The organism is Streptomyces sp. NPDC020845 (assembly GCF_044334165.1).
In the GTDB taxonomy this organism is placed as follows: Bacteria; Actinomycetota; Actinomycetes; order Streptomycetales; family Streptomycetaceae; genus Streptomyces.
In genome coordinates this window covers 514,058-532,861 of sequence record NZ_JBIRSJ010000009.1, presented here as the reverse complement: position 1 = coordinate 532,861, position 18,804 = coordinate 514,058, and the positions used below count along the sequence as shown (strand labels likewise).

Here is an 18,804-nt window from a genome sequence, read left to right as displayed (position 1 = left end):
ACCCGCCGGTACGCGGCCACTCCTTCGAGTTCCGCATCAACGGCGAGGACCCCGGCCGAGGCTTCCTCCCCGCCCCCGGCACCGTCACCACCTTCACCCCGCCCACCGGCCCCGGCGTACGCCTGGACGCGGGCGTGGAATCCGGCAGCGTGATCGGCCCGGCCTGGGACTCCCTGCTGGCCAAGCTGGTCATCACCGGCGCCACCCGCACCCAGGCCCTCCAGCGCGCCGCCCGCGCCCTGGCCGAGTTCCAGGTCGAGGGCATGGCCACCGCCATCCCCTTCCACCGCGCCGTGGTCACCGACCCCGCCTTCACCAGCGACCCCTTCACCATCCACACCCGCTGGATCGAAACCGAATTCACCAACACCATCACCCCCTACACCCCCACGGGCACCGACGAAACCGACGAGCCCGTCGCCCGGGAGACGGTGGTCGTCGAGGTCGGCGGCAAGCGGCTGGAGGTCTCCCTCCCCGCCTCGCTCGGCGTGGCCACCGCCACGGCGGGCGGTGGGGCCGGGTCGAAGAAGCCCAAGCGCAAGGCGGTGAAGAAGTCGGGTTCGGCCGCGTCCGGTGACGCGCTGGCCTCGCCGATGCAGGGCACCATCGTCAAGGTCGCGGTGGCCGAGGGCGACCAGGTCGCTGCGGGCGACCTGGTCGTGGTCCTGGAAGCGATGAAGATGGAACAGCCGCTCAACGCCCACCGGGCCGGCACCATCAAGGGCCTCGCCGCCGAGGTCGGCGCCTCCATCACCTCCGGCGCCGTCATCTGCGAAATCAAAGACTGACAGCCGGGGCTGACACCCCGCCACACAGCCGAGCCCGGGCCCCGGTCGATCTTCTCGACCGGGGCCCGGCGCATACGGTGGCGACCGGAGCCGTCCGGGCGGCAGGATGGGAGCTCGGCCGAGCAGGGGGGGGAGGGAGCCCATGGCCCAAAGGGATCTGGCAGCGCGGCTCACACGGATCCAGGCGGCCGCGCGGAGCGGGGACGCGGCGGCGCGGCGGGCGTGGGATGTGCTGATCGCGCTGGTGCTGCGGCGGGACGCCACCGACGACGATCTCGGCCTGGACTCGCTCCGACTCGTCCTACTGATCCAGGAACCCGCTGCCGAGGACCCGCAGTTCGCCCGCGCCTTCCAGGACTGGTTGAGCCGATACGGGACGATCGCCGGAAGCGGCGAGGTCCACAACACGATCAGCGGCGGATCCATCCACGGCCCTGTCATCCAAGGACGGGACTTCCACGGGAGCATCACGTTCGGGGACGCTCACGCCGCCCGGCCCCCCGGCCCTCCGTTCGGCGACGACGACTGGGACGACGAGACGGACGAGAACGCGTGACCCATCCGCTCGCCCCCCGCCCGGTGAACCCCCGCCCACGGGAGGCCCGCCCCCGTGGGTGATATCGCCAAGGGTGTGCTCGGCGGCGCCTGGACCCTGCTCGTCGGCTGGATCCTGCCCACCGCCCTCAACCTGTCCGTTTTCTTCTTCACCGTCGCGCCCAGCCTCCACCACATCGACCTGGCACAGCGTCTGTGGCCCTCTTCGAAGGGCAACACCGCCCTCCTCCTGCTGACCGTCTCCCTCCTCCTCGGCCTCGTCGTCTCGGCGGTGCAGACCCTGCTCTACCGCCTCCTGGAGGGCTATGTCCTGTGGCCCGCCACCGCGTACGACGCGCGCTGCCGCCGTCACCGGCAGACCAAGCAGGACCTCCGCGACCGCCTCGCGCTGCTGCGGCTTGAGGGCCGCGAGCGCGAGGGCGGGCTGTCGCCGGAGGCCGCCCGGCAACTGGCCGAGCTGCGCGCCAACCCCCGTGTCGCCCGCGCCGCCCGCCGGGACCGCCTCCGTACGGCGGCCCAACGCGCCCTGCTGCAGGAGCGGTTGCGCCGATACCCCATCGACGACGACCAGGTCGCACCCACCCGCCTGGGCAACGCCATCCGCCGCCTGGAGGAGTACGGCTATGACCGCTTCCGCCTCGACACCCAGGTGTTGTGGGGGGAGCTGACCGGCACGGCGCCCGAACAGGTCCGCCGCCACGAGGAACTGGCCCGCGCCAGCGTCGACTTCTTCATCGCCCTGCTCTACGGCCACGCCGCGGTGGCGGCGGCCGCCCTGGCCGCGCTGGCCTCCGGGGACGCGGACCGCTCCGCGCTGCTGACCACCGCCGCCGTCCTGATCGCGCTGATCCCGCTGTGGTACCGGTCCGCCGTGACCGCCACCGACGAGTGGGCCGCCGCCGTACGGGCGCTGGTCAATGTGGGCCGCAAGCCGCTGGCGGAGTCCCTTGGCCTGGCGCTGCCGCCCGAGCTGGCCGCCGAGCGCACCATGTGGATGCTGGTCTCCCGGCTGTCCCGGCTCCCTTACCACGAACGCGCGGCCGCTCTCGACCCGTACCGCGCCGACCCCCGGCCGCCGCTGGTCCTGCCCCCGGTCCCGCCGCCGACGCCGCCCCCACCCGGCTCGTAATGGCATGCTTGACCCACGGCCCCGTACGGCCCATCACCCCCGTACGGCCGGCCCCGTATGACCGACCCCGTACGGCCAGCTCGTACGACCGGCAACCCGTACGACCGACCCCGTACGACCAGCGGCGCAGGGAGGACCGCGATGGCGACCGAGACAGCCACGGCGCACACCCCACCGCGCGCCATGCGCGCCGACGCGCGCCGCAATTACGAGCGGCTGCTGACCGAGGCGAGGACCGCGTTTGTCGAGCATGGCACCGACGCGTCGCTTGAGGACATCGCGCGCCGCGCGGGCGTGGGGATCGGCACGCTCTACCGGCACTTCCCCAACCGCACCGCGCTCATGGGCGCCGTCTTCCAGAAAGAGGTCTGCGCGCTGCTGGCGCGCGCCCGCGAGCTGGCGAAGGCGCCGCAGCCGTGCCGGGCGCTGGTCGACTGGCTGCGCGAGATCATCGATTACGCGAGCACCTACCGCGGGCTCTCACACGCCCTGATGGCGGCCTCCGGGGACGAGAGCTCATCGCTGTCCCAGGGGTGCGGTCTGCCGATGCGCGAGGCGGGCAGCGCGCTGCTCGCCCGCGCCCAGCAGTCCGGGAACGTACGGTCCGACGTCGGTATAGACGATCTGATGCAGCTGACCAACGCCATCTCGCTGGCCGTGGAACAGTCGCCGGACGACCCGGAGTTGGCCGACCGGCTGCTGGCCCTGACCTTCACCGGCCTGAAGCCGCGCTGAGCCGGCCAGGGCTTCAGCCCCCGCCAGGGCTTAAGCCCCCGCCAGGGTTTCAGCCCCCGCCAGTGCTTCAGCCCCCTCAGCGCCCCTGGCCTCAGCCCCTCAGCCCCTCAGCGCCGCCGTGGCGCCAGGTCCGCGACCCGGCCTCCCGGCCCCGGCTGCTCCGCCAGCGGCATCGCGCCGCGCAGCGTGGCGCCGGGCCCGGGCCCGGGCCCCGGTGGGTGCGGGTGGTTGCGGCGCGGTCCGGGGAGCGGCAGCCCCTCCTCCGCGCCGCGCGCGGGGGGCGGGCCGCCGAGCCGGGGCTGCTGGCGGCCCGGTGCCGCCGGGCCGCCCTCACCACCCGCCGGGCCCGAGCCCGCGCCCGGCCCGGCCACCGCGATCTGCACGCCCTGGTCGGCGAGGGCCTGCAGTTCGGTCAGGGCGCGTTCGTCGTGCGGCGGCGGTTCGTCCGTGACCAGACGGGTGATCACATCCGTCGGCACCGTCTGGAACATGGTGTCGGTGCCCAGCTTGGTGTGGTCCGCGAGGACCACCACCTCCGCCGCCGCCTGTACCAGCGCCCGGTCGACGCTGGCCGACAGCATGTTGGACGTGGACAGGCCGCGCTCGGCGGTCAGCCCACTGCCGGACAGAAAGGCCCGGCTGACCCGCAGCCCCTGCAGGGACTGCTCGGCACCGCTGCCGACCAGCGCGTAGTTGGAGCCGCGCAGGGTGCCGCCGGTCATGACGACCTCCACCCTGTTGGCATGGGCCAATGCCTGTGCGACCAGCAGGGAGTTGGTGACCACGGTCAGGCCAGGGACGCGCGCGAGCCGGCGGGCCAGCTCCTGCGTGGTGGTCCCGGCGCCGACCACGACGGCCTCGCCCTCATCGACGAGACCGGCCGCGAGATCGGCGATGGCCGTCTTCTCCGCGGTCGCTAGATGGGATTTCTGCGGGAAGCCGGACTCCCTGGTGAATCCGCCCGGCAGCACCGCACCGCCGTGCCGGCGGTCGAGCAGTCCTTCTGCCTCCAGCGCCCGCACATCCCGCCGTACGGTCACTTCGGAGGTCTGGACGACGCGGGCGAGCTCGCGGAGCGATACCGCTCCGTTCGCACGCACCATTTCAAGGATCAATTGGCGACGTTCTGCAGCGAACACGAAACTGACAGTAACGCCAACGACCGTCTGGTTTCAGCAGCTTGCACCAATTAACAGATGTTGTTCGTCTACGACCCCGCGAGATGGTATGGAAGCGGATTACGTTCCTCGCGCACCGCTCCCGGCCCTCTTCTTACGCCTCCGCCTGCGTCTTCCGCGTGTGCAGCTGCCGCGCCACCTCGGCGATCGAGCCGGACAGCGACGGGTACACCGTGAAGGCGCTGGCGATCTGCTCCACCGTCAGGTTGTTGTCGACCGCGAGCGAAATCGGATGGATCAGCTCGCTGGCGCGCGGCGCGACCACCACACCGCCGACCACGATGCCGGTGCCCGGACGGCAGAAGATCTTCACAAAGCCGTCCCGGATGCCCTGCATCTTCGCGCGCGGGTTGCGCAGCAGCGGCAGCTTCACCACCCGGGCGTCGATCTTCCCGCCGTCCACATCGGCCTGGGAGTAGCCGACCGTGGCGATCTCCGGGTCCGTGAAGACGTTCGCCGAGACGGTCTTGAGGTTCAGCGGGGCGACCGCGTCGCCGAGGAAGTGGTACATCGCGATCCGGCCCTGCATGGCCGCCACCGACGCCAGCGCCAGCACCCCGGTGACGTCGCCCGCCGCGTACACGCCAGGCGCGCTGGTCCGCGAGACCTTGTCGGTCCAGATGTGGCCGGAATCCTTGAGCCGGACCCCGGCCTCCTCCAGGCCCATCTCCTCCGTGTTCGGGATCGAGCCGACGGCCATCAGACAGTGGGTGCCCGTGATCACCCGCCCGTCGGCGAGGGTCACCTCCACCCGGTCCCCGACCCGCTTGGCGGCCTGCGCCCGCGAGCGCGCCATCACGTTCATCCCGCGCCGGCGGAAGACGTCCTCCAGTACCGCCGCCGCGTCCGGGTCCTCGCCCGGCAGCACCCGGTCCCGGCTGGAGACGAGGGTGACCTTCGAGCCCAGCGCCTGGTACGCGCCGGCGAACTCGGCGCCGGTGACACCGGAGCCGACCACGATGAGCTCTTCCGGGAGCTCGTCCAGGTCGTACACCTGCGTCCAGTTCAGAATGCGCTCGCCGTCCGGCTGCGCGTCCGGGATCTCCCTCGGGTGTGCCCCGGTCGCCACCAGCACGGCGTCCGCGACCAGCGTCTGCTCGGTCCCGTCCGCGGCCCGGACGATCACCTTCCGCGACCCGTCGGGCGACTGCGACGGCTCCAGCCGCCCGCGCCCGCGCATCACGCGCCCGCCCGCGCGGGTGACCGAAGCGGTGATGTCATGCGACTGGGCCAGCGCCAGGCGCTTCACCCGTCGGTTGACCTTGCCCAGGTCGACGCCTACGACCCGGGCCGCCTGCTCCAGCGGCGGGGTGTCATCGGCGACGATGATCCCCAGCTCCTCATAAGAGGAGTCGAAGTTCGTCATCACCTCAGCGGTGGCGATCAAAGTCTTCGACGGCACGCAGTCGGTGAGCACCGATGCCCCGCCCAGACCGTCGCAGTCGACGACGGTCACCTCCGCGCCGAGCTGGGCAGCGACCAGCGCCGCCTCATAGCCGCCGGGTCCGCCACCAATGATCACGATCCGAGTCACATGCTCCATTGTCCCGCACTCGTTCGACATCACTCCTCCGGGGGGTTCCCGGCGCCCCCGAAACCTTCGTCTCCCACTCCCGTACCCTCTGAGCCATGTCGCTCTACGCCGCGTACGCCGGCAACCTCGACGCGCGGCTGATGTCCCGCCGCGCACCGCACTCCCCGCTGCGCGGCACGGGGTGGATCAACGGCTGGCGCCTGACCTTCGGCGGCGAACAGATGGGGTGGGAGGGCGCCCTCCCCACCATCGTCGAGGCGCCGCGCTCCCAGGTCTTCGTCGCCCTGTACGACATCGCCCCCATGGACGAGGAGTCCATGGACCGCTGGGAAGGTGTCGGCCTGGACATCTACCGCCGGATGCGGGTCCGCGTCCACACTCTGGACGGCGACGAGGCGGCCTGGCTGTACGTACTGAACGGCTACGAGGGCGGTCTGCCGTCCGCGCGCTACCTCGGCGAGATCGCGGACGCCGCGGAGTCCGCGGGGGCCCCGCACGACTACGTCATGGAACTGCGCAAGCGCCCCTGCTGAGACCGCGGCCCGGTCGCGTTTCCTCGCTTCCTCGCCGCGTCCTCGCCGCGTCCTCGCCGCTTCCTCACCGTCTCCCTGCCGCGCCTCTTCCGCGCAGTTCGATCGCGCCTTGGCAACGAATCGAACACCCCTGTCGATACTTCTACGCGCGTAGGCAATCACCGGCTAGTCTCGTGCGCGTGAACGCATCAGTTACCCATCAGGGGGACCCCCACGCCGCCGCCGACGCCGCGGCCGCCCGCCTGCGTGAACTCACCGGCGCTGAGACCCACGACGTCGCCCTGGTCCTCGGCTCCGGCTGGGTACCCGCCACCGACGCGCTCGGCACCCCGGAACACGAGTTCCCGGTCACCGATCTGCCCTCCTTCCCGCCGCCCGCCGTCGAGGGCCATGCGGGCAAGATCCGCTCGTACAAGATCAACGACAAGCGAGCGCTGGTCTTCCTCGGCCGCACGCACTACTACGAGGGCCTCGGTGTCGCCGCCGTCGCGCACGGCGTACGGACTGCCGTCGCCGCCGGCTGCAAGACCGTAGTCCTCACCAATGGCTGCGGCGGCCTGCGCGAGGGCATGCGCCCCGGCCAGCCGGTGCTGATCAGCGACCACATCAACCTCACGGCCGCCTCGCCGATCGCCGGTGCGCACTTCGTCGACCTCACCGACCTCTACTCGCCCCGGCTGCGCGCGCTCTGCCGGCAGATCGACCCCAGCCTGGAGGAGGGCGTCTACGCGCAGTTCCCCGGCCCGCACTACGAGACGCCCGCCGAGATCACCATGACCCGCACCCTCGGGGCGGACCTCGTCGGCATGTCCACCGCCCTGGAGGCGATCGCCGCCCGCGAGGCGGGCGCCGAGGTCCTCGGCATCTCCCTGGTCACCAACCTCGCGGCGGGCATGACGGGCGAACCCCTCAACCACGAGGAGGTCCTTCAGGCCGGCCGCGACTCCGCCGCGCGGATGGGGAGCCTCCTGGCGCAGGTCCTCGACCGCGTCTGACTCCGCCTGCGCCTGTCGCCGGGACCCGCCCGCCGGGACCGCCCGCCGACGCCCCGGGCCACGGCCCGCCGGTGACCCGTCGTACGCACTCGCCCGGTCCCACAGGACCGGAGCCGGTGCCCCGGACGCGCTGCCCCGGGCCGGTAACCCCGGCCCTGCGGCCCCGAGCCGCCGACGCGAGTCACGGACCCGGGCTGCGACTCGGGCTACGGGCCCGAGTTACGAGCCCTGGGCCGCCGACCGGACCCACCGGTCGGGGCCCACCAGCACCTGGACCCGCCGACCCGGACCCACCAGCACCTGGACCCGCCGACCCGAGCCGCAGACCCGAGCAGGTGACCCCGGCCGTGGTAACCGTTCCTCGCGCTGTTGGCCACCGTTGGCCGAACTTCGCATCCGAATGTTCCGAACTGCCCCGCGAACGGTCTTCGGGGTCAGAGGGCGCGCTGATCCACCTCGGCGATCCGCGTCTTACGGCCCATAAGGCTGCGCGAAGTCCTCAGCGGGGCTGTCAGCCCTCCCGCGGTCCTCGGCCGCAAGCGCCCCGACGGGTAGCTCTCTCGGCACGATCCTCTGGTCGCACACAAGTCACACCTCGCCGATAACAGACACTCCGCCGTAACCGACCACATCGACATATCACCCACAGGGAGCATTCGATTAACGATCGTGGTCAACAAGGTGTCAACCTTGGTCAACCCGCCCCACCGACCCCGACCCGCCGTGGCCGACTCGCCGACTCCGAGCCCCTGACCCCGGCTCGCCGCGCCTATCGGCCGGCGGACCGGGCGAGGACGGACGGTCGGCAGGTGGTCGGGGGACATACGGGCCGGTCGGCAGGTGGTCGGGGGACATACGGGCCGGGCGGCAGACGGCCGGGGGCGCGTGGGCCGGGCGGCCGGGCGATGGCGACCGGGCGGCACCATCCGCGCCGCGGGCGGGGCCGAGCCGAGCCGGGGCTGCCCCGGCCCCGGCCTGGCTCGGGCGGGCCGTGGGCGTCGCGCCTGCGTCTTGGGGTACTCACTGGTCAGCCACCCTCGGCGGCCGTCCACCTCCGGCGGCGCCGAGGCGGCGGGCGCGGGCTTGTGACAGCGCTGCCCGGCCCCGCCCTGGATTCCGCCCCGCCCCGGATTCCGCCCCGGATTCCGCCCAGGACCAGACCCCGCCCAGAATCCAGACACACGCCCAACTCAGCCACCCCCCAGAGCCACACCAGGAGGCCGCCCATGGCGCCCACCCCAGAGTCCGAACTCATCTCCGAGGCCAGCGCCTGGATGGCCGAGGACCCCGACCCCGAGACCCGTGACGAGCTGGCTGTGCTGCTGGAGGCGGCCGAGGCGGGCGAGCCCCAGGCGCTCGATCAGCTCGCCGAGCGGTTCTCCGGCACCCTGCAGTTCGGCACCGCCGGTCTCCGGGGCGAGCTGGGCGCCGGGCCCATGCGGATGAACCGCGCCGTGGTCATCCGCGCCGCCGCCGGTCTCGCGGCGTACCTCACCGAGCACACCGCCCCCGGCGAGCGGCCCGGCCTCGTCGTCATCGGCTACGACGCCCGCTACAAGAGCGCCGACTTCGCCCGCGACACCGCGGCCGTCATGACCGGCGCGGGCTTCCGGGCCGCTCTGCTGCCGCGTCCGCTCCCCACCCCCGTCCTCGCCTTCGCCATCCGTCACCTCGGCGCGGTCGCCGGGGTGGAGGTCACCGCGAGCCACAACCCGCCCCGCGACAACGGTTACAAGGTCTATCTCGGCGACGGCTCCCAGATCGTGCCGCCCGCCGACCTCGACATCGCCGCCGAGATCGCCGCGATCGGCGGCCTCGCCGACGTGCCCCGCCCGGACTCCGGCTGGGAGACCCTTGGCGACGACGTCCTGGACGCCTATCTCGCCCGTACGGACGCCGTCCTCACTCCGGGATCCCCCCGGGACGTACGCGTCGTCTACACCCCCATGCACGGCGTCGGCGGTGAGACGGTCACCGCGGCCTTCGCCCGCGCGGGCTTCCCGGCCCCCACCGTGGTCGCCGAGCAGGCCGAGCCGGATCCGGCGTTCCCGACCGTCGCGTTCCCCAACCCGGAGGAGCCGGGCGCGATGGACCTGGCGTTCGCGACCGCTCGCCGACTCGGCCCCGGGGGCGCGGACATCATCATCGCGAACGACCCGGACGCCGACCGCTGCGCGGTTGCCGTACCCGACGCCACCCCCGCCGCGACCGCCTGGCGCATGCTCCGGGGTGACGAGGTCGGCGCGCTTCTCGCGACGCACCTCATCCACAAGAGCGCCCGCGGCACGTTCGCGACCTCGATCGTCTCGTCGTCCCTCCTGTCCCGGATCGCGGGCGCCGCTGAGCTCCCGTACGCCGAGACGCTGACCGGCTTCAAGTGGCTGGCCCGGGTCGACGGGCTGCGCTACGCCTACGAGGAGGCGCTGGGCTACTGCGTCGACCCCGGCGGCGTACGCGACAAGGACGGCATCACGGCCGCCCTGCTCGTCGCCGAGCTGACGGCCGAGCTCAAGGAGCAGGGCCGTACGCTCACCGATCTGCTCGACGACATCGCGCTCGAGCACGGGCTGCACGCCACCGACCAGCTGTCCGTACGCGTCGAGGACCTGTCCCTGATCGGTCAGGCCATGAAGCGGCTGCGCGAACAGCCGCCCACCGAGCTCGCGGGCCTCGCCGTGTCCTCCAGCGAGGACCTGTCGCGCGGTACGGCGACGCTGCCCCCGACGGACGGGCTGCGCTACCGCCTCTCCGGCCGCATCGGCAGCAGCCCGGGGAGCACGGTCCAGTCGGCCCGGGTGATCGTCCGCCCCAGTGGCACCGAGCCCAAGATCAAGTGCTATCTGGAGGTCGTGGTCGACGTCCCCGGGGCGGACGCGCTCGCGTCGGCGCGTACGACGGCGGAGCAGGTCCTGTCGGCGATCAAGGCGGATCTCGCTATGGCGGCCGGCATCTGAGGCGGGCGGCCTCCGGGAGGCCGGACCGGAAGGGGCCTGCCGGGTTTCCGGCGGGCCCCCGCGCCAGGGCCTCGCGTACTCGCCCCGGGCGGCGGGAGCGACGGCACACCGGACGGCCCATCAGCCTCCGCCCCGGCCCGCGCCCCGACGCCCGTTCCCGCCTCGGGTGCCGAGGCCGCGGCGCCCGCCACCGGCCCCGGACCGGTACGCTTCCGGCCAAGCCATGACCATGTCAGCCCTGACGGAAGCTCCGGTTCAGCGTGTCCTTTGCGAGTGAGCATCACTTGCCGCCGGATCAGGCAGCGGAGCTGGCGCGCAAGGAGCGCGCAGGAAAAGAGCATCTGATTTGGCCGGGGCTGACCCTGGTGCCGGTCATCATCGCGGTGATCATGCTGCTGACTCCGGCCGACTTCCATGAGACCGTCGAGCACCAAGGCGGGATGACGGAAAGCGTCTCCCTGAAGTGCGGCTCCGTGGTCTCGCCGCGCGCGGAGCGCACGGAGGACGGGTTCTCCCGCTACCGCGACCAGTGCAACGCGCGGCGGACCCAGCGGGTCGGCTATGCCGGGCTCGCGCTCTCGGGCGCCGTTGTCGTCGCGGCGGTCGGCGCCGCTGTTCAGCGCAGGCCGCGCGGTTCCGCCGTGGCGGCGTCACCGTCGGCGTAGTGCGTCGGTAAGGCGCTCAGCGACCAGCCCCCGTCCGCCGACTCGGCTCAGCGGCGTAGTCGGGCAGGGCCACATCGCTGCTGACCTTCTCCCCCAGCCTGAGCATCCAGTTCAGGAAGAAGGGCCTGGACAGCAGGCCGTTGCGGAAACGCAGGCCGGTCGCGGTGCGGGGCGCGAGGAACTTCCCGGTGCGGTCGCCGCCGGTCTGGCAGCCCTTGGCGTACTGCCGGAGCCTGCCCTCGTAGCGCGTGAAGGCCACTCGATGGTCACCTCCGGCCCGCGCGAGCTCACCTGCCAGCACATAGGCGGCCACCACGGCGGTGCCCGTGCCCATCCCCCCGATGGTGGCCCCGCACGCCGCGTCGCCCACCAGGCACACCCGGCCCCTGGACCAGCTGTCCACGTCCGCCCGGCTGATCGAGTCGAAGTACAGCTCGGGGGCCCGGTGCAGCGAATCCAGCAGACGGGGCACCTCCCAGCCGAGGCCGGAGAAGGCATCGGCGATCAGCCGCTTCTGCTGCTCGGGATCGTGGCGGTCGTACGACAGCTCGGGCGCGGCGAAGACGAAGAACGCCCCGGCCCGCGCCGGGTCCCGGTGGTCGGCCCCGGCGGAGGCGAGCCGCCCCGGCACGTTGTAGCCGACCGAGCCCTTCTCCCACCCCAGTTCATTGGCGAGCTCCCAGGTGGCGGCGTAGTAGCCGAGGTGGCTCACGTAGTCCTCCTCGGGGCCGAAGGCGAGGCGTCGGACATGGGAGTGCAGCCCGTCCGCGCCGATCACCAGGTCGAACTCGCGCGAGGCCGCGTGCCGGAAGTCGACCCGCACACCGGAGGGGGTCTCGGTGAGGCCGGTGATCGAGTCGCCGAAGAGGTACTCGGTGTGGTCCAGGCTGCGCTTGTACAGCAGCTGGGCCAGGTCGCCGCGTAGCACCTCGATGGCACCACCGGCGAACTCCGCGGGCAGGTGCAGCAGTGTCCGGCCGCTTTCGTCGACGAAGCTCATCGGGCTGCCGCCGGTCTGCATCCCGCGCAGCTCGGGCAGCAGGCCCATGCGCTCCAGCACGGTCAGGTGCGTTTCGCCCCGGAAGTCGACGGCCCGGCCGCCGCCACGCAGGGCCGGGGCCAACTCGACGACCGTCGGGTTGAAGCCGTGGCGCCCCAGCCAATAGGCCAGCGCCGGGCCGGCGATGCTCGCGCCGGAGATGAGGACGTTCCGGTTCATGGTTTCTCCACCCCTGAGAACTGTGTCCGTCGGACACGATTAATTACTGTGTACCATAGACGCAGTTATTTGGCACGACAAGAAGCCAAGAAGCCAAGAAGCCAAGACATCGAGGCAAGAGGGGCGACGGACATGGCCGACAACCACGCCGAGACGGTGCGGCTGCTGTGGGGCCCCCACGCCAAGCCGTCGCGCGGCCCCCGGCCGACCCTCGACCTGGACCGCATCGCACGGGCCGGTATCGAGATCGCCGACTCCGAAGGGCTGGCCGGTGTCTCCATGCAGCGGGTCGCCGCGCAACTGGGCGTCACCAAAATGGCGCTGTACCGCTACGTCCCGGGCAAAGCCGAGCTGATCGCCCTGATGGTCGAGGCCGCGATCGGCCCGTACCCGGCCGCGGGGGACGCACAGCCCTCCGGCTGGCGGGGGCAGCTGGAGGACTGGGCCCGCTGTCTGCTCTCCGCCTTCCTCCCGCACCCATGGACGCTCGACGCCACCATCGGACCGCGGGTCATGGGGCCCGCGGAGCTGGGCTGGATGGAGCGCGCCGTCTCCGCGCTGGACGGTACGGGGCTCAGCGGCGCCGAGCGCATGGACGCGGTCGTCCTGCTGGTCGGCCATGTACGCGGCATCACCCAACAGGCCCGCGCGGCGGGCCCGGCGGGCACCCCCGAGGCGGAGCTGGGCGGCATTCTCACCGACCTGATGCGGGATCAGGGAGAGCGCTTCCCCGCCCTGGCCGCCGCCCTCGCCTCGGCGGAGCAGTCCGGCGGACAGGACCAGGCCTGGGAGTTCGGCCTCCAGCGCATCCTCGACGGTCTGGCCGTGCTCATCGACCAGCGCGAGAACTGACCGCGACACGGCACGCGGCCGGGCCCCGTCGTACACAATCGCGACCATGGACCTCAACGACGTAGTGCGCTGCCTCAAGGAGGCCGAAGCCGACCGGCGTCGGCCCGAACTCTGCGGCGGCCGCTATGTGTCCGTGGCCAACCGCTACGCCTACGACGACGCCTCCCCGCTGCCGCTCGACCTCTTCGACGGGGTCGACGACGAGGAAGGCGAGGAATGCGACATCCTCACGGGGCTGGGCGAGGCCACGTCCGTGTACGACGCGTTGGACATCCTGGCGTCCGCAGTGCTGGACGAGGTGGGGGATCCGCCCGACGAGGACGACATGGGGGAGGCGGACCTCCAGCGGCTGGACGGCATCCGCTCACCGGCGAACCGCGCTCTCGCGTGCCTGCTCATGGGCTACGAAGGCGCCATCGACGTGGACACGAGCGCAGGCGCGGGCTGGTTCGCCGGTGCCCGCCTCATCCTCCTCAGCACAGCGGTCCCGCCCAACCAGGAAGCCGACTACGGCATCCTCGAACTCCAGCCCACCGGCGAGCCCACGGACGCCGACCGCGCGCTGATGGACGCCGCCGAGGCCGGTGACACCGACGCCATCTCCGAGGCCCTGAGCGAGGGTGCCCGCGTCAACGCGCTGGACGAGCGCGGCATGAGCGCGCTCCACATCGCCGTGGCCCACCGCCGGCTGTCCGCCGTGACAGCACTGCTCGCCGCAGGGGCCGATCCCGCGCTCCAGGCCGCCTACAACAACGCCCCTCAATTCGCGTCACTCGACGACAGCGAACGGGTCGCGGCCGGCGCGGAGCGGCTCGAGGACGCCGACCACCTGGCCATCCTGCGCACACTCATCGACGCGGAAGCCCCCGTCAACGCGCAGAACCGCGACGGCTCGACCCTCCTCGACCTGGCGATCGCCACCCAGCCCTACCCCGAGGAGACGATTCGCCACCTCGTCGGCAAAGGCGCGCGGAGTATCCGGCTCACGGATCCGGATTTCGGCCGCCTCCTGGCCGCCCTGCCCTACAGCGACGGCCGCCAAGCCCTCGAAACACGCGTCAGCCAACTGCGGTTCCTCCTCGAGTCGGGAGCCCGCCCCGAGGACGCCGAGGCGGCTGCCCAGCGGCCATGGCTACGAGCTCAGGACGGCCCGGCCTTGCACGCGCTGCTCCACTTCACCGGGTACTACGAGCGCGAGGTGCCCGGCGAGATACTTCTCGCACTCGTCGATCTGCTCGTCCGACACGGTGTCCGCGACATCTCGTACCAGGGCAGCACCGCGCTGGAGTGCGCCGAGGGGTGGGTGAAGAACGGCCACGCCAATTACGAGCCGGTGGTGCGCAGGCTGCGCGAGGCCGCCGCCCAGGGCGGCGTCTGACCGAGCCGGCATTGCTCACAGGCGGGAGAAATGGGCCAGGTCGGTCAGCGATTCTCCGGCGGAGCCGGGCAGGCGCCGCGTCTGCACTGCCGTCTCCGCGGGCGGCCGCGATGGCCGGGTTACGCGTTGCCCGAGCCGGGCCCGGGCGAGCGTTTCCGCCCGGGCGAGCACCGCCTTCATCGCCCCGGCCGTCCTGGCCGGCAGCACTTTACGAGCCTCGGCCGAACTGTCCGCGGGGCTGTACGCGAGCGCGGTCCGCAGGCGGCTGAGGCGTTCGAGAACCTGCCGTGCCGACTCGGGACGTCGCTGCGGATCACGAGCCAGGTGTTCGGCGACCAGCGCCGTCAGCGCGGGCGGCAATTCCGGGTCCGGGCCGGATCGGCACCGACCCTACGGTGATCCTCGCCGACGGCGGCGAGGCCACCGCGGACGTGGCTGTACTGCGGGACCAGGGTGAAGTGTTCGGCCCGGTCGCCTCCGCACCGACGGCCTGGCGGCTGCTCGCCGACACCGACTCAGCGAGGCCTCCTCACGCTGGGCGCGGCTCGCTGCGCCAGCAGGAGGGCGGAAGGGAGGGGCGGTCGGCCCGGTGTCCCGGTTTCTTGGCCCGGTGGGTGGTCGGGGGCGTGGGAGCGCGACGGATGGGCGGGCGCCGGCAGTCGGGATCGGCTCTCCCCCACCCCTCTCAGAAAAATGGTTGATGTGGTGCTTGATGCAGAGCAAGCATTTCTTTGAGAGGGGGTGAGGGGAGGCCCCGAACCGGACCGGCATCCACCGCTCCAGGCGACCATCCACCACCGCCCACCGCCCGTCCGCCGCCCGTTGGCCGGTGATGGCCCCTCGGGCTGGGCGGCAACGATGCCTCAACCCCCTCCCCCCTTTCCCGCTGCTGGCCGCTCTGCGCCGAAGGCGCGAAACGATGCCCGCACCCAGCTGCCGGACCATGCCGTCCAGCGGTGCCGCCCCGTTCGTCGCGCTCCCGCGCCCCCAGTCCAGCGCACACCGCTGGTCCCCTGCCGCTCACGCTCGCGGGTGGCTTCCTGTCCCACCAGGTACTCGACCCTTGGACGATGGACGCCTACGGGCGCCACCTGGACGAAGGCGAGTGGGTCGCGCTCATAGATCAAGGAGCTGACGCCTTGTCCGACGCGGACCCCCGACACCTGGTCGGTCGAACCTGGCAACTGTCACTCGACGCATTCGAAGCCCGCGGCCTTCCGGAGGCGGCTTCCCTTCTTACGGCCGCAAGCCGTGAACTCCTGGGGCAGTTCAGAGCGAGGTCATAGCGGTCGATCGGCGCGACATCGGCCGGCGATCACCCGTAGAGCGAGCGGGCTCCCGGGCTGTTGCCCTTGAAGCGCTGGCCCATGGCGATCTCCTCTCCGACCACCGACCAGACGGTGTCGTCGTCCTGGAAGGGGAGCGGGTCAGTGCTGCTCGTCTCCTGGCGGATACGCTCGACCTCGCTCTCCAGGCGCTCGAAGTCGGCTTCCTCGTCGCCGTCGTCGCCGCTGAAGGTGAACTCCTCGAGCAGGCGCTGGAACCGCAGGGTGACCTGGACGAGGGAGGAGACGTCCGTGTGCAGTTCCTGCACGGTCTCCTCGTCGGCGTCGAAGGCGTGCACCTTGCCGGAACCGGGGTCGAGGGCGAGGTGGGCGTTGAGCAGCCAGCCGATGACGGGCCATTCGCCCGCGTCCTCCGAGGCGTCCTCGACGTCCCCGGCACCCCCGGCATCCCCGACGTCCCCGGCACCCCCGACGTCGACGACGTCCTGGACGAGGGGAAGCCGACCGGAGTTCTCGTCGGGCTCACGCAGCCAGAACGTCCCGGTGGGGACGCCGACGGTCTGCAGGAGGCGGGCGCCCTCCGTGTCCGCGGTGGAGGGCGGGAAGGCAGTGGCGGGCAGGGTCGCGATTCGATCCTCGCCGAAGATGTCGGCGAGTTCGCTGCGGGTGACATCGAAAAGCACTGCCGGGACTCCGAACTCGGCGGCGGCACGGGCGCCGTGGGACTCCTGGTGAACGGAAGCGGTCACAGCAACAGTTAGGCGATCGTCTACGAAGCGCCAACCCCTCCCTGCCGAGCCGGACCGCTGTCGCCCCCGGCATCGGACGGAGTGCCCACAGGACCCAGCTCCTCCCCACGGAAGGACAGCAGGACCACCAGGACGCCCCCGCACGTGATCGCCCAGTCGGCGAGGTTCATCACGCTGAAGTCGCGGACCGCGATGAAGTCGACCACCGCGCCCCGCATGGAGCCGGGCGAGCGGAAGACACGGTCTGTCAGGTTTCCGAGTGCCCCGCCCAGCAGCAGCCCCAGCGCGAGCGCCCACGGCGTGCTGGTCAGCCGGCGCGACACCCGGACGATGGCGACGGCGACGGCCGCCGCGATCAGTGTGAAGACGATGGTCGTCGCCTCACCGAGGCCGAAGGCCGCTCCGGGGTTGCGCTGCACCCGCAGCTCCAGCCAGGTCCCGATCACGGGGACGGGGGCACGCCCTTCCAGCCCCGCGACCACCGCCAGCTTGCTCCCCAGGTCGATGGCGTACGCAATACCGGCAACCAACCACAGCAGCCACACCCGCCGCCGTCCGGCAGCGGGTGTCTCGGTCTTCGGCGCATCGCTTGTCGTCACGCTCGGCCTCCTCGCCGTCCCGGTCCCACTCCGGCCGCTCAGGGCCGCTCAGGTGATCGCCAGCACCACCGCGAGCAGCACCGCCCCCGCCACTGCCGGGGCGATGACCTCGAACGCCCAGCGCACCTCGGGCTCGCCCTGCGCGCCCTCCTGCGTGGCGTGGGCCTCCGCGAGGCCGCGCAGTTCGTCGATGGAGCGGTCGGCCTGGGCCCGCCGCTGCTGGTCCGCATCGGCCGCGGCCTGGACGGACGTACGGCCGAAGGGGTCCTCGGTCGCCGCCCGCGCCTGCCGCCGGGTGGCCCGCTTGCGCTGCCGCAGCGACACCGGGATGGCCCACATCTGGTACTTCGCGCCGCCCGCGAGCACTTCGCTGGAGTAGCCCGCGCGCACCGCCTCCACCGAGCCCCAGGGCAGGGTGATCGTACGGAAGGGGTTGCGCACCCGCAGCCGGTCCTGGCCGGCGAACACCGCCGGCCGGACCGTGAAGGCGATCACCAGGGGCACCGCGAACAGCAGCCCGGCGAGCGCCAGCCACGGCGCCCGGCCCTCGCCCCGGATCATGGCGTCGATCCCCAGCCAGGCGCCGATCGCGAGCAGTAGTACGCCGCCCGCGATGCCGCCCGGGGAGCGGTAGACGCGGTCCGCGTACTCGGTCTCCTGGTCAGCGGTCCCCTTCTTGGACCCCTTGGGCCCGCGCGGGGTGGAGGAGTCGTGCGAGGAGTCGTCCGGGCTCGTCATGGGGCCGATTCTGCCCCACGGGCGCGGCGGCCCGTATGCAGGCCCGTATGCAGGGCCTCGCGCCCCCGGGCACAGGGCGTTCTCGTGATGTGCGGGTTCTCGCACCGGCTCCCGCCCGAAGGGAACAGCCGAAGGGAACAGCCGAAGGGAACAGCCGAAGGGAACGGCCTAGGACTCGGCTGCCAGCCGCAACCCGAGCCCGACCAGGACCGCCCCGGAGATCTGTTCCATGCGGCGCCGTACGGACTGCCGCCGGAGCACTCCGCCCATCCGCCCGGCCAGCCAGACCAGCGGCAGGTACCAGATCAGGTCGACCACGGCCCAGATCGCCGAAAAGGCGAGCAACGTCAGCAGGACGGGGGCTCCCTGCGGCACGAACTGCGGCAGGAAGGAGACCGCGAACACGCCCGCCTTGGGATTGGCGAAGTTGGTGATCAGTCCTTGCCAGTACGCGCGCCGGCACGACACTTCGGCCGTTTCCGCCGGTTCCGTATCCGGCCCGCCGCGCCCACCGCGCCCACCGCGCCCGCCGACCCGCCGCGCCTGCCACAGCGCCCGCGCTCCCATCCAGACCAGCACCGCGGCGCCGGTGATCCGTATGGCGTCGTAGGCGACCTGCGAGGCCAGCAGCAGGGCCGAGAGACCGAGTGCCGCGGCGAGGCCCCACAGCAGCACCCCGCACTCATTGCCCAGGACCGTGGCCATGCCGGTTTTCCGGCCGTTCACCACCGCCCGGCGCAGGATCACGACCGTGCTCGGCCCCGGAACCATGGCGATGAGGAAAGCCGCGCCGATGAACGCGACGATGGAGGTCAGCATTGAGTGAGCATCGCCAAGCCTGTCGAAGCCCCACAAGTCCTTTCTCACCGGGCACCCGGGGGTGACATTCGGCTACGCGCGTAGATATGCTCCCCTGG

General features: G+C 72.1%; 18 protein-coding genes and 2 pseudogenes. 12 read left to right on the top strand and 8 right to left on the bottom strand.

Annotated features, from left to right (window positions below; all coding sequences use genetic code 11):
* The 4 genes from ACH4U7_RS26015 to ACH4U7_RS26000 all read left to right on the top strand — a co-directional run.
* Window positions 1–788 (top strand): biotin/lipoyl-containing protein (locus tag ACH4U7_RS26015; RefSeq protein ID WP_398530221.1); only part of this gene is annotated, 788 nt, incomplete at its 5' end.
* 142 nt (window positions 789–930) lie between these two features.
* The gene (locus tag ACH4U7_RS26010; protein ID WP_398530220.1) at window positions 931–1,344 is read left to right on the top strand and encodes a hypothetical protein; all 414 of its coding nucleotides are present in this window, start codon (window positions 931–933) and stop codon (window positions 1,342–1,344) included.
* Window positions 1,345–1,398: 54 nt separating this feature from the next.
* Window positions 1,399–2,472 (top strand): hypothetical protein, encoded by a 1,074-nt coding sequence (locus ACH4U7_RS26005; protein ID WP_398530219.1) that lies wholly within the window; start codon window positions 1,399–1,401, stop codon window positions 2,470–2,472.
* A gap of 141 nt (window positions 2,473–2,613) precedes the next feature.
* A complete protein-coding gene (locus ACH4U7_RS26000; RefSeq protein ID WP_385623422.1) occupies window positions 2,614–3,207 on the top strand; it encodes a TetR/AcrR family transcriptional regulator in 594 nt (197 codons plus the stop codon).
* A 107-nt stretch (window positions 3,208–3,314) separates the two neighbouring features.
* On the opposite strand, the gene ACH4U7_RS25995 is transcribed toward ACH4U7_RS26000, so the two are convergent.
* Together ACH4U7_RS25995 and ACH4U7_RS25990 are read right to left on the bottom strand one after the other, a co-directional pair.
* On the bottom strand, window positions 3,315–4,346 hold the full coding sequence (locus tag ACH4U7_RS25995; protein ID WP_398530218.1) for a DeoR/GlpR family DNA-binding transcription regulator: 1,032 nt from the start codon (window positions 4,344–4,346) through the stop codon (window positions 3,315–3,317).
* Between the two features lie 133 nt (window positions 4,347–4,479).
* Window positions 4,480–5,928: an NAD(P)H-quinone dehydrogenase gene (locus tag ACH4U7_RS25990; protein ID WP_398530217.1), complete on the bottom strand. Its 1,449-nt coding sequence runs from the start codon at window positions 5,926–5,928 to the stop codon at window positions 4,480–4,482.
* A gap of 86 nt (window positions 5,929–6,014) precedes the next feature.
* Between ACH4U7_RS25990 and ACH4U7_RS25985 the strand changes: the two genes are divergently transcribed.
* The 4 genes from ACH4U7_RS25985 (at window position 6,015) to ACH4U7_RS25970 (ending at window position 11,066) form a co-directional block, all read left to right on the top strand.
* Complete coding sequence (locus tag ACH4U7_RS25985) at window positions 6,015–6,452, top strand: gamma-glutamylcyclotransferase (protein ID WP_014177207.1); 438 nt, start codon at window positions 6,015–6,017, stop codon at window positions 6,450–6,452.
* A gap of 173 nt (window positions 6,453–6,625) precedes the next feature.
* The gene (locus ACH4U7_RS25980) at window positions 6,626–7,447 is read left to right on the top strand and encodes a purine-nucleoside phosphorylase (RefSeq protein WP_385623430.1); all 822 of its coding nucleotides are present in this window, start codon (window positions 6,626–6,628) and stop codon (window positions 7,445–7,447) included.
* 1,226 nt (window positions 7,448–8,673) lie between these two features.
* On the top strand, window positions 8,674–10,401 hold the full coding sequence (locus ACH4U7_RS25975) for a phospho-sugar mutase (RefSeq protein WP_398530216.1): 1,728 nt from the start codon (window positions 8,674–8,676) through the stop codon (window positions 10,399–10,401).
* A gap of 284 nt (window positions 10,402–10,685) precedes the next feature.
* A complete protein-coding gene (locus ACH4U7_RS25970) occupies window positions 10,686–11,066 on the top strand; it encodes a hypothetical protein (protein WP_398530215.1) in 381 nt (126 codons plus the stop codon).
* A 16-nt stretch (window positions 11,067–11,082) separates the two neighbouring features.
* Here the strand turns inward: ACH4U7_RS25970 and ACH4U7_RS25965 are convergent, their stop codons facing one another.
* Window positions 11,083–12,285 carry an FAD-dependent monooxygenase gene (locus tag ACH4U7_RS25965; RefSeq protein ID WP_398530214.1) on the bottom strand — a complete coding sequence of 401 codons (1,203 nt, stop codon included), beginning with the start codon at window positions 12,283–12,285 and terminating at the stop codon, window positions 11,083–11,085.
* A gap of 132 nt (window positions 12,286–12,417) precedes the next feature.
* On the opposite strand from ACH4U7_RS25965, the gene ACH4U7_RS25960 reads away from it, so the two are divergent.
* Window positions 12,418–13,137 (top strand): TetR/AcrR family transcriptional regulator, encoded by a 720-nt coding sequence (locus ACH4U7_RS25960; protein WP_398530213.1) that lies wholly within the window; start codon window positions 12,418–12,420, stop codon window positions 13,135–13,137.
* Window positions 13,138–13,183: 46 nt separating this feature from the next.
* The gene (locus ACH4U7_RS25955) at window positions 13,184–14,515 is read left to right on the top strand and encodes an ankyrin repeat domain-containing protein (RefSeq protein WP_398530212.1); all 1,332 of its coding nucleotides are present in this window, start codon (window positions 13,184–13,186) and stop codon (window positions 14,513–14,515) included.
* A gap of 15 nt (window positions 14,516–14,530) precedes the next feature.
* Here ACH4U7_RS25955 and ACH4U7_RS25950 read toward each other — a convergent pair whose 3' ends face one another.
* On the bottom strand, window positions 14,531–14,875 hold the full coding sequence (locus ACH4U7_RS25950; RefSeq protein ID WP_398530255.1) for a hypothetical protein: 345 nt from the start codon (window positions 14,873–14,875) through the stop codon (window positions 14,531–14,533).
* 8 nt (window positions 14,876–14,883) lie between these two features.
* Here ACH4U7_RS25950 and ACH4U7_RS25945 point away from each other — a divergent pair.
* Window positions 14,884–15,036: pseudogene (locus tag ACH4U7_RS25945) on the top strand (IS1380 family transposase); the annotation flags it as partial.
* 486 nt (window positions 15,037–15,522) lie between these two features.
* Window positions 15,523–15,768, top strand: a pseudogene (locus ACH4U7_RS25940) (ATP/GTP-binding protein); the annotation flags it as partial.
* 62 nt (window positions 15,769–15,830) lie between these two features.
* On the opposite strand, the gene ACH4U7_RS25935 reads toward ACH4U7_RS25940, so the two are convergent.
* The 4 genes from ACH4U7_RS25935 to ACH4U7_RS25920 all read right to left on the bottom strand — a co-directional run bounded on the left by ACH4U7_RS25935 (window position 15,831) and on the right by ACH4U7_RS25920 (window position 18,706).
* Entirely contained in the window at window positions 15,831–16,484 is a 654-nt protein-coding gene (locus ACH4U7_RS25935; RefSeq protein ID WP_398530252.1) for an SUKH-4 family immunity protein, read from the bottom strand.
* Window positions 16,485–16,570: 86 nt separating this feature from the next.
* On the bottom strand, window positions 16,571–17,149 hold the full coding sequence (gene lspA, locus ACH4U7_RS25930) for a signal peptidase II (RefSeq protein ID WP_398530211.1): 579 nt from the start codon (window positions 17,147–17,149) through the stop codon (window positions 16,571–16,573).
* Between the two features lie 48 nt (window positions 17,150–17,197).
* The gene (locus tag ACH4U7_RS25925; protein ID WP_398530210.1) at window positions 17,198–17,887 is read right to left on the bottom strand and encodes a PH domain-containing protein; all 690 of its coding nucleotides are present in this window, start codon (window positions 17,885–17,887) and stop codon (window positions 17,198–17,200) included.
* Between the two features lie 168 nt (window positions 17,888–18,055).
* Complete coding sequence (locus ACH4U7_RS25920; RefSeq protein ID WP_398530209.1) at window positions 18,056–18,706, bottom strand: LysE family translocator; 651 nt, start codon at window positions 18,704–18,706, stop codon at window positions 18,056–18,058.
* Between the last annotated feature and the right edge of the window lie 98 nt (window positions 18,707–18,804).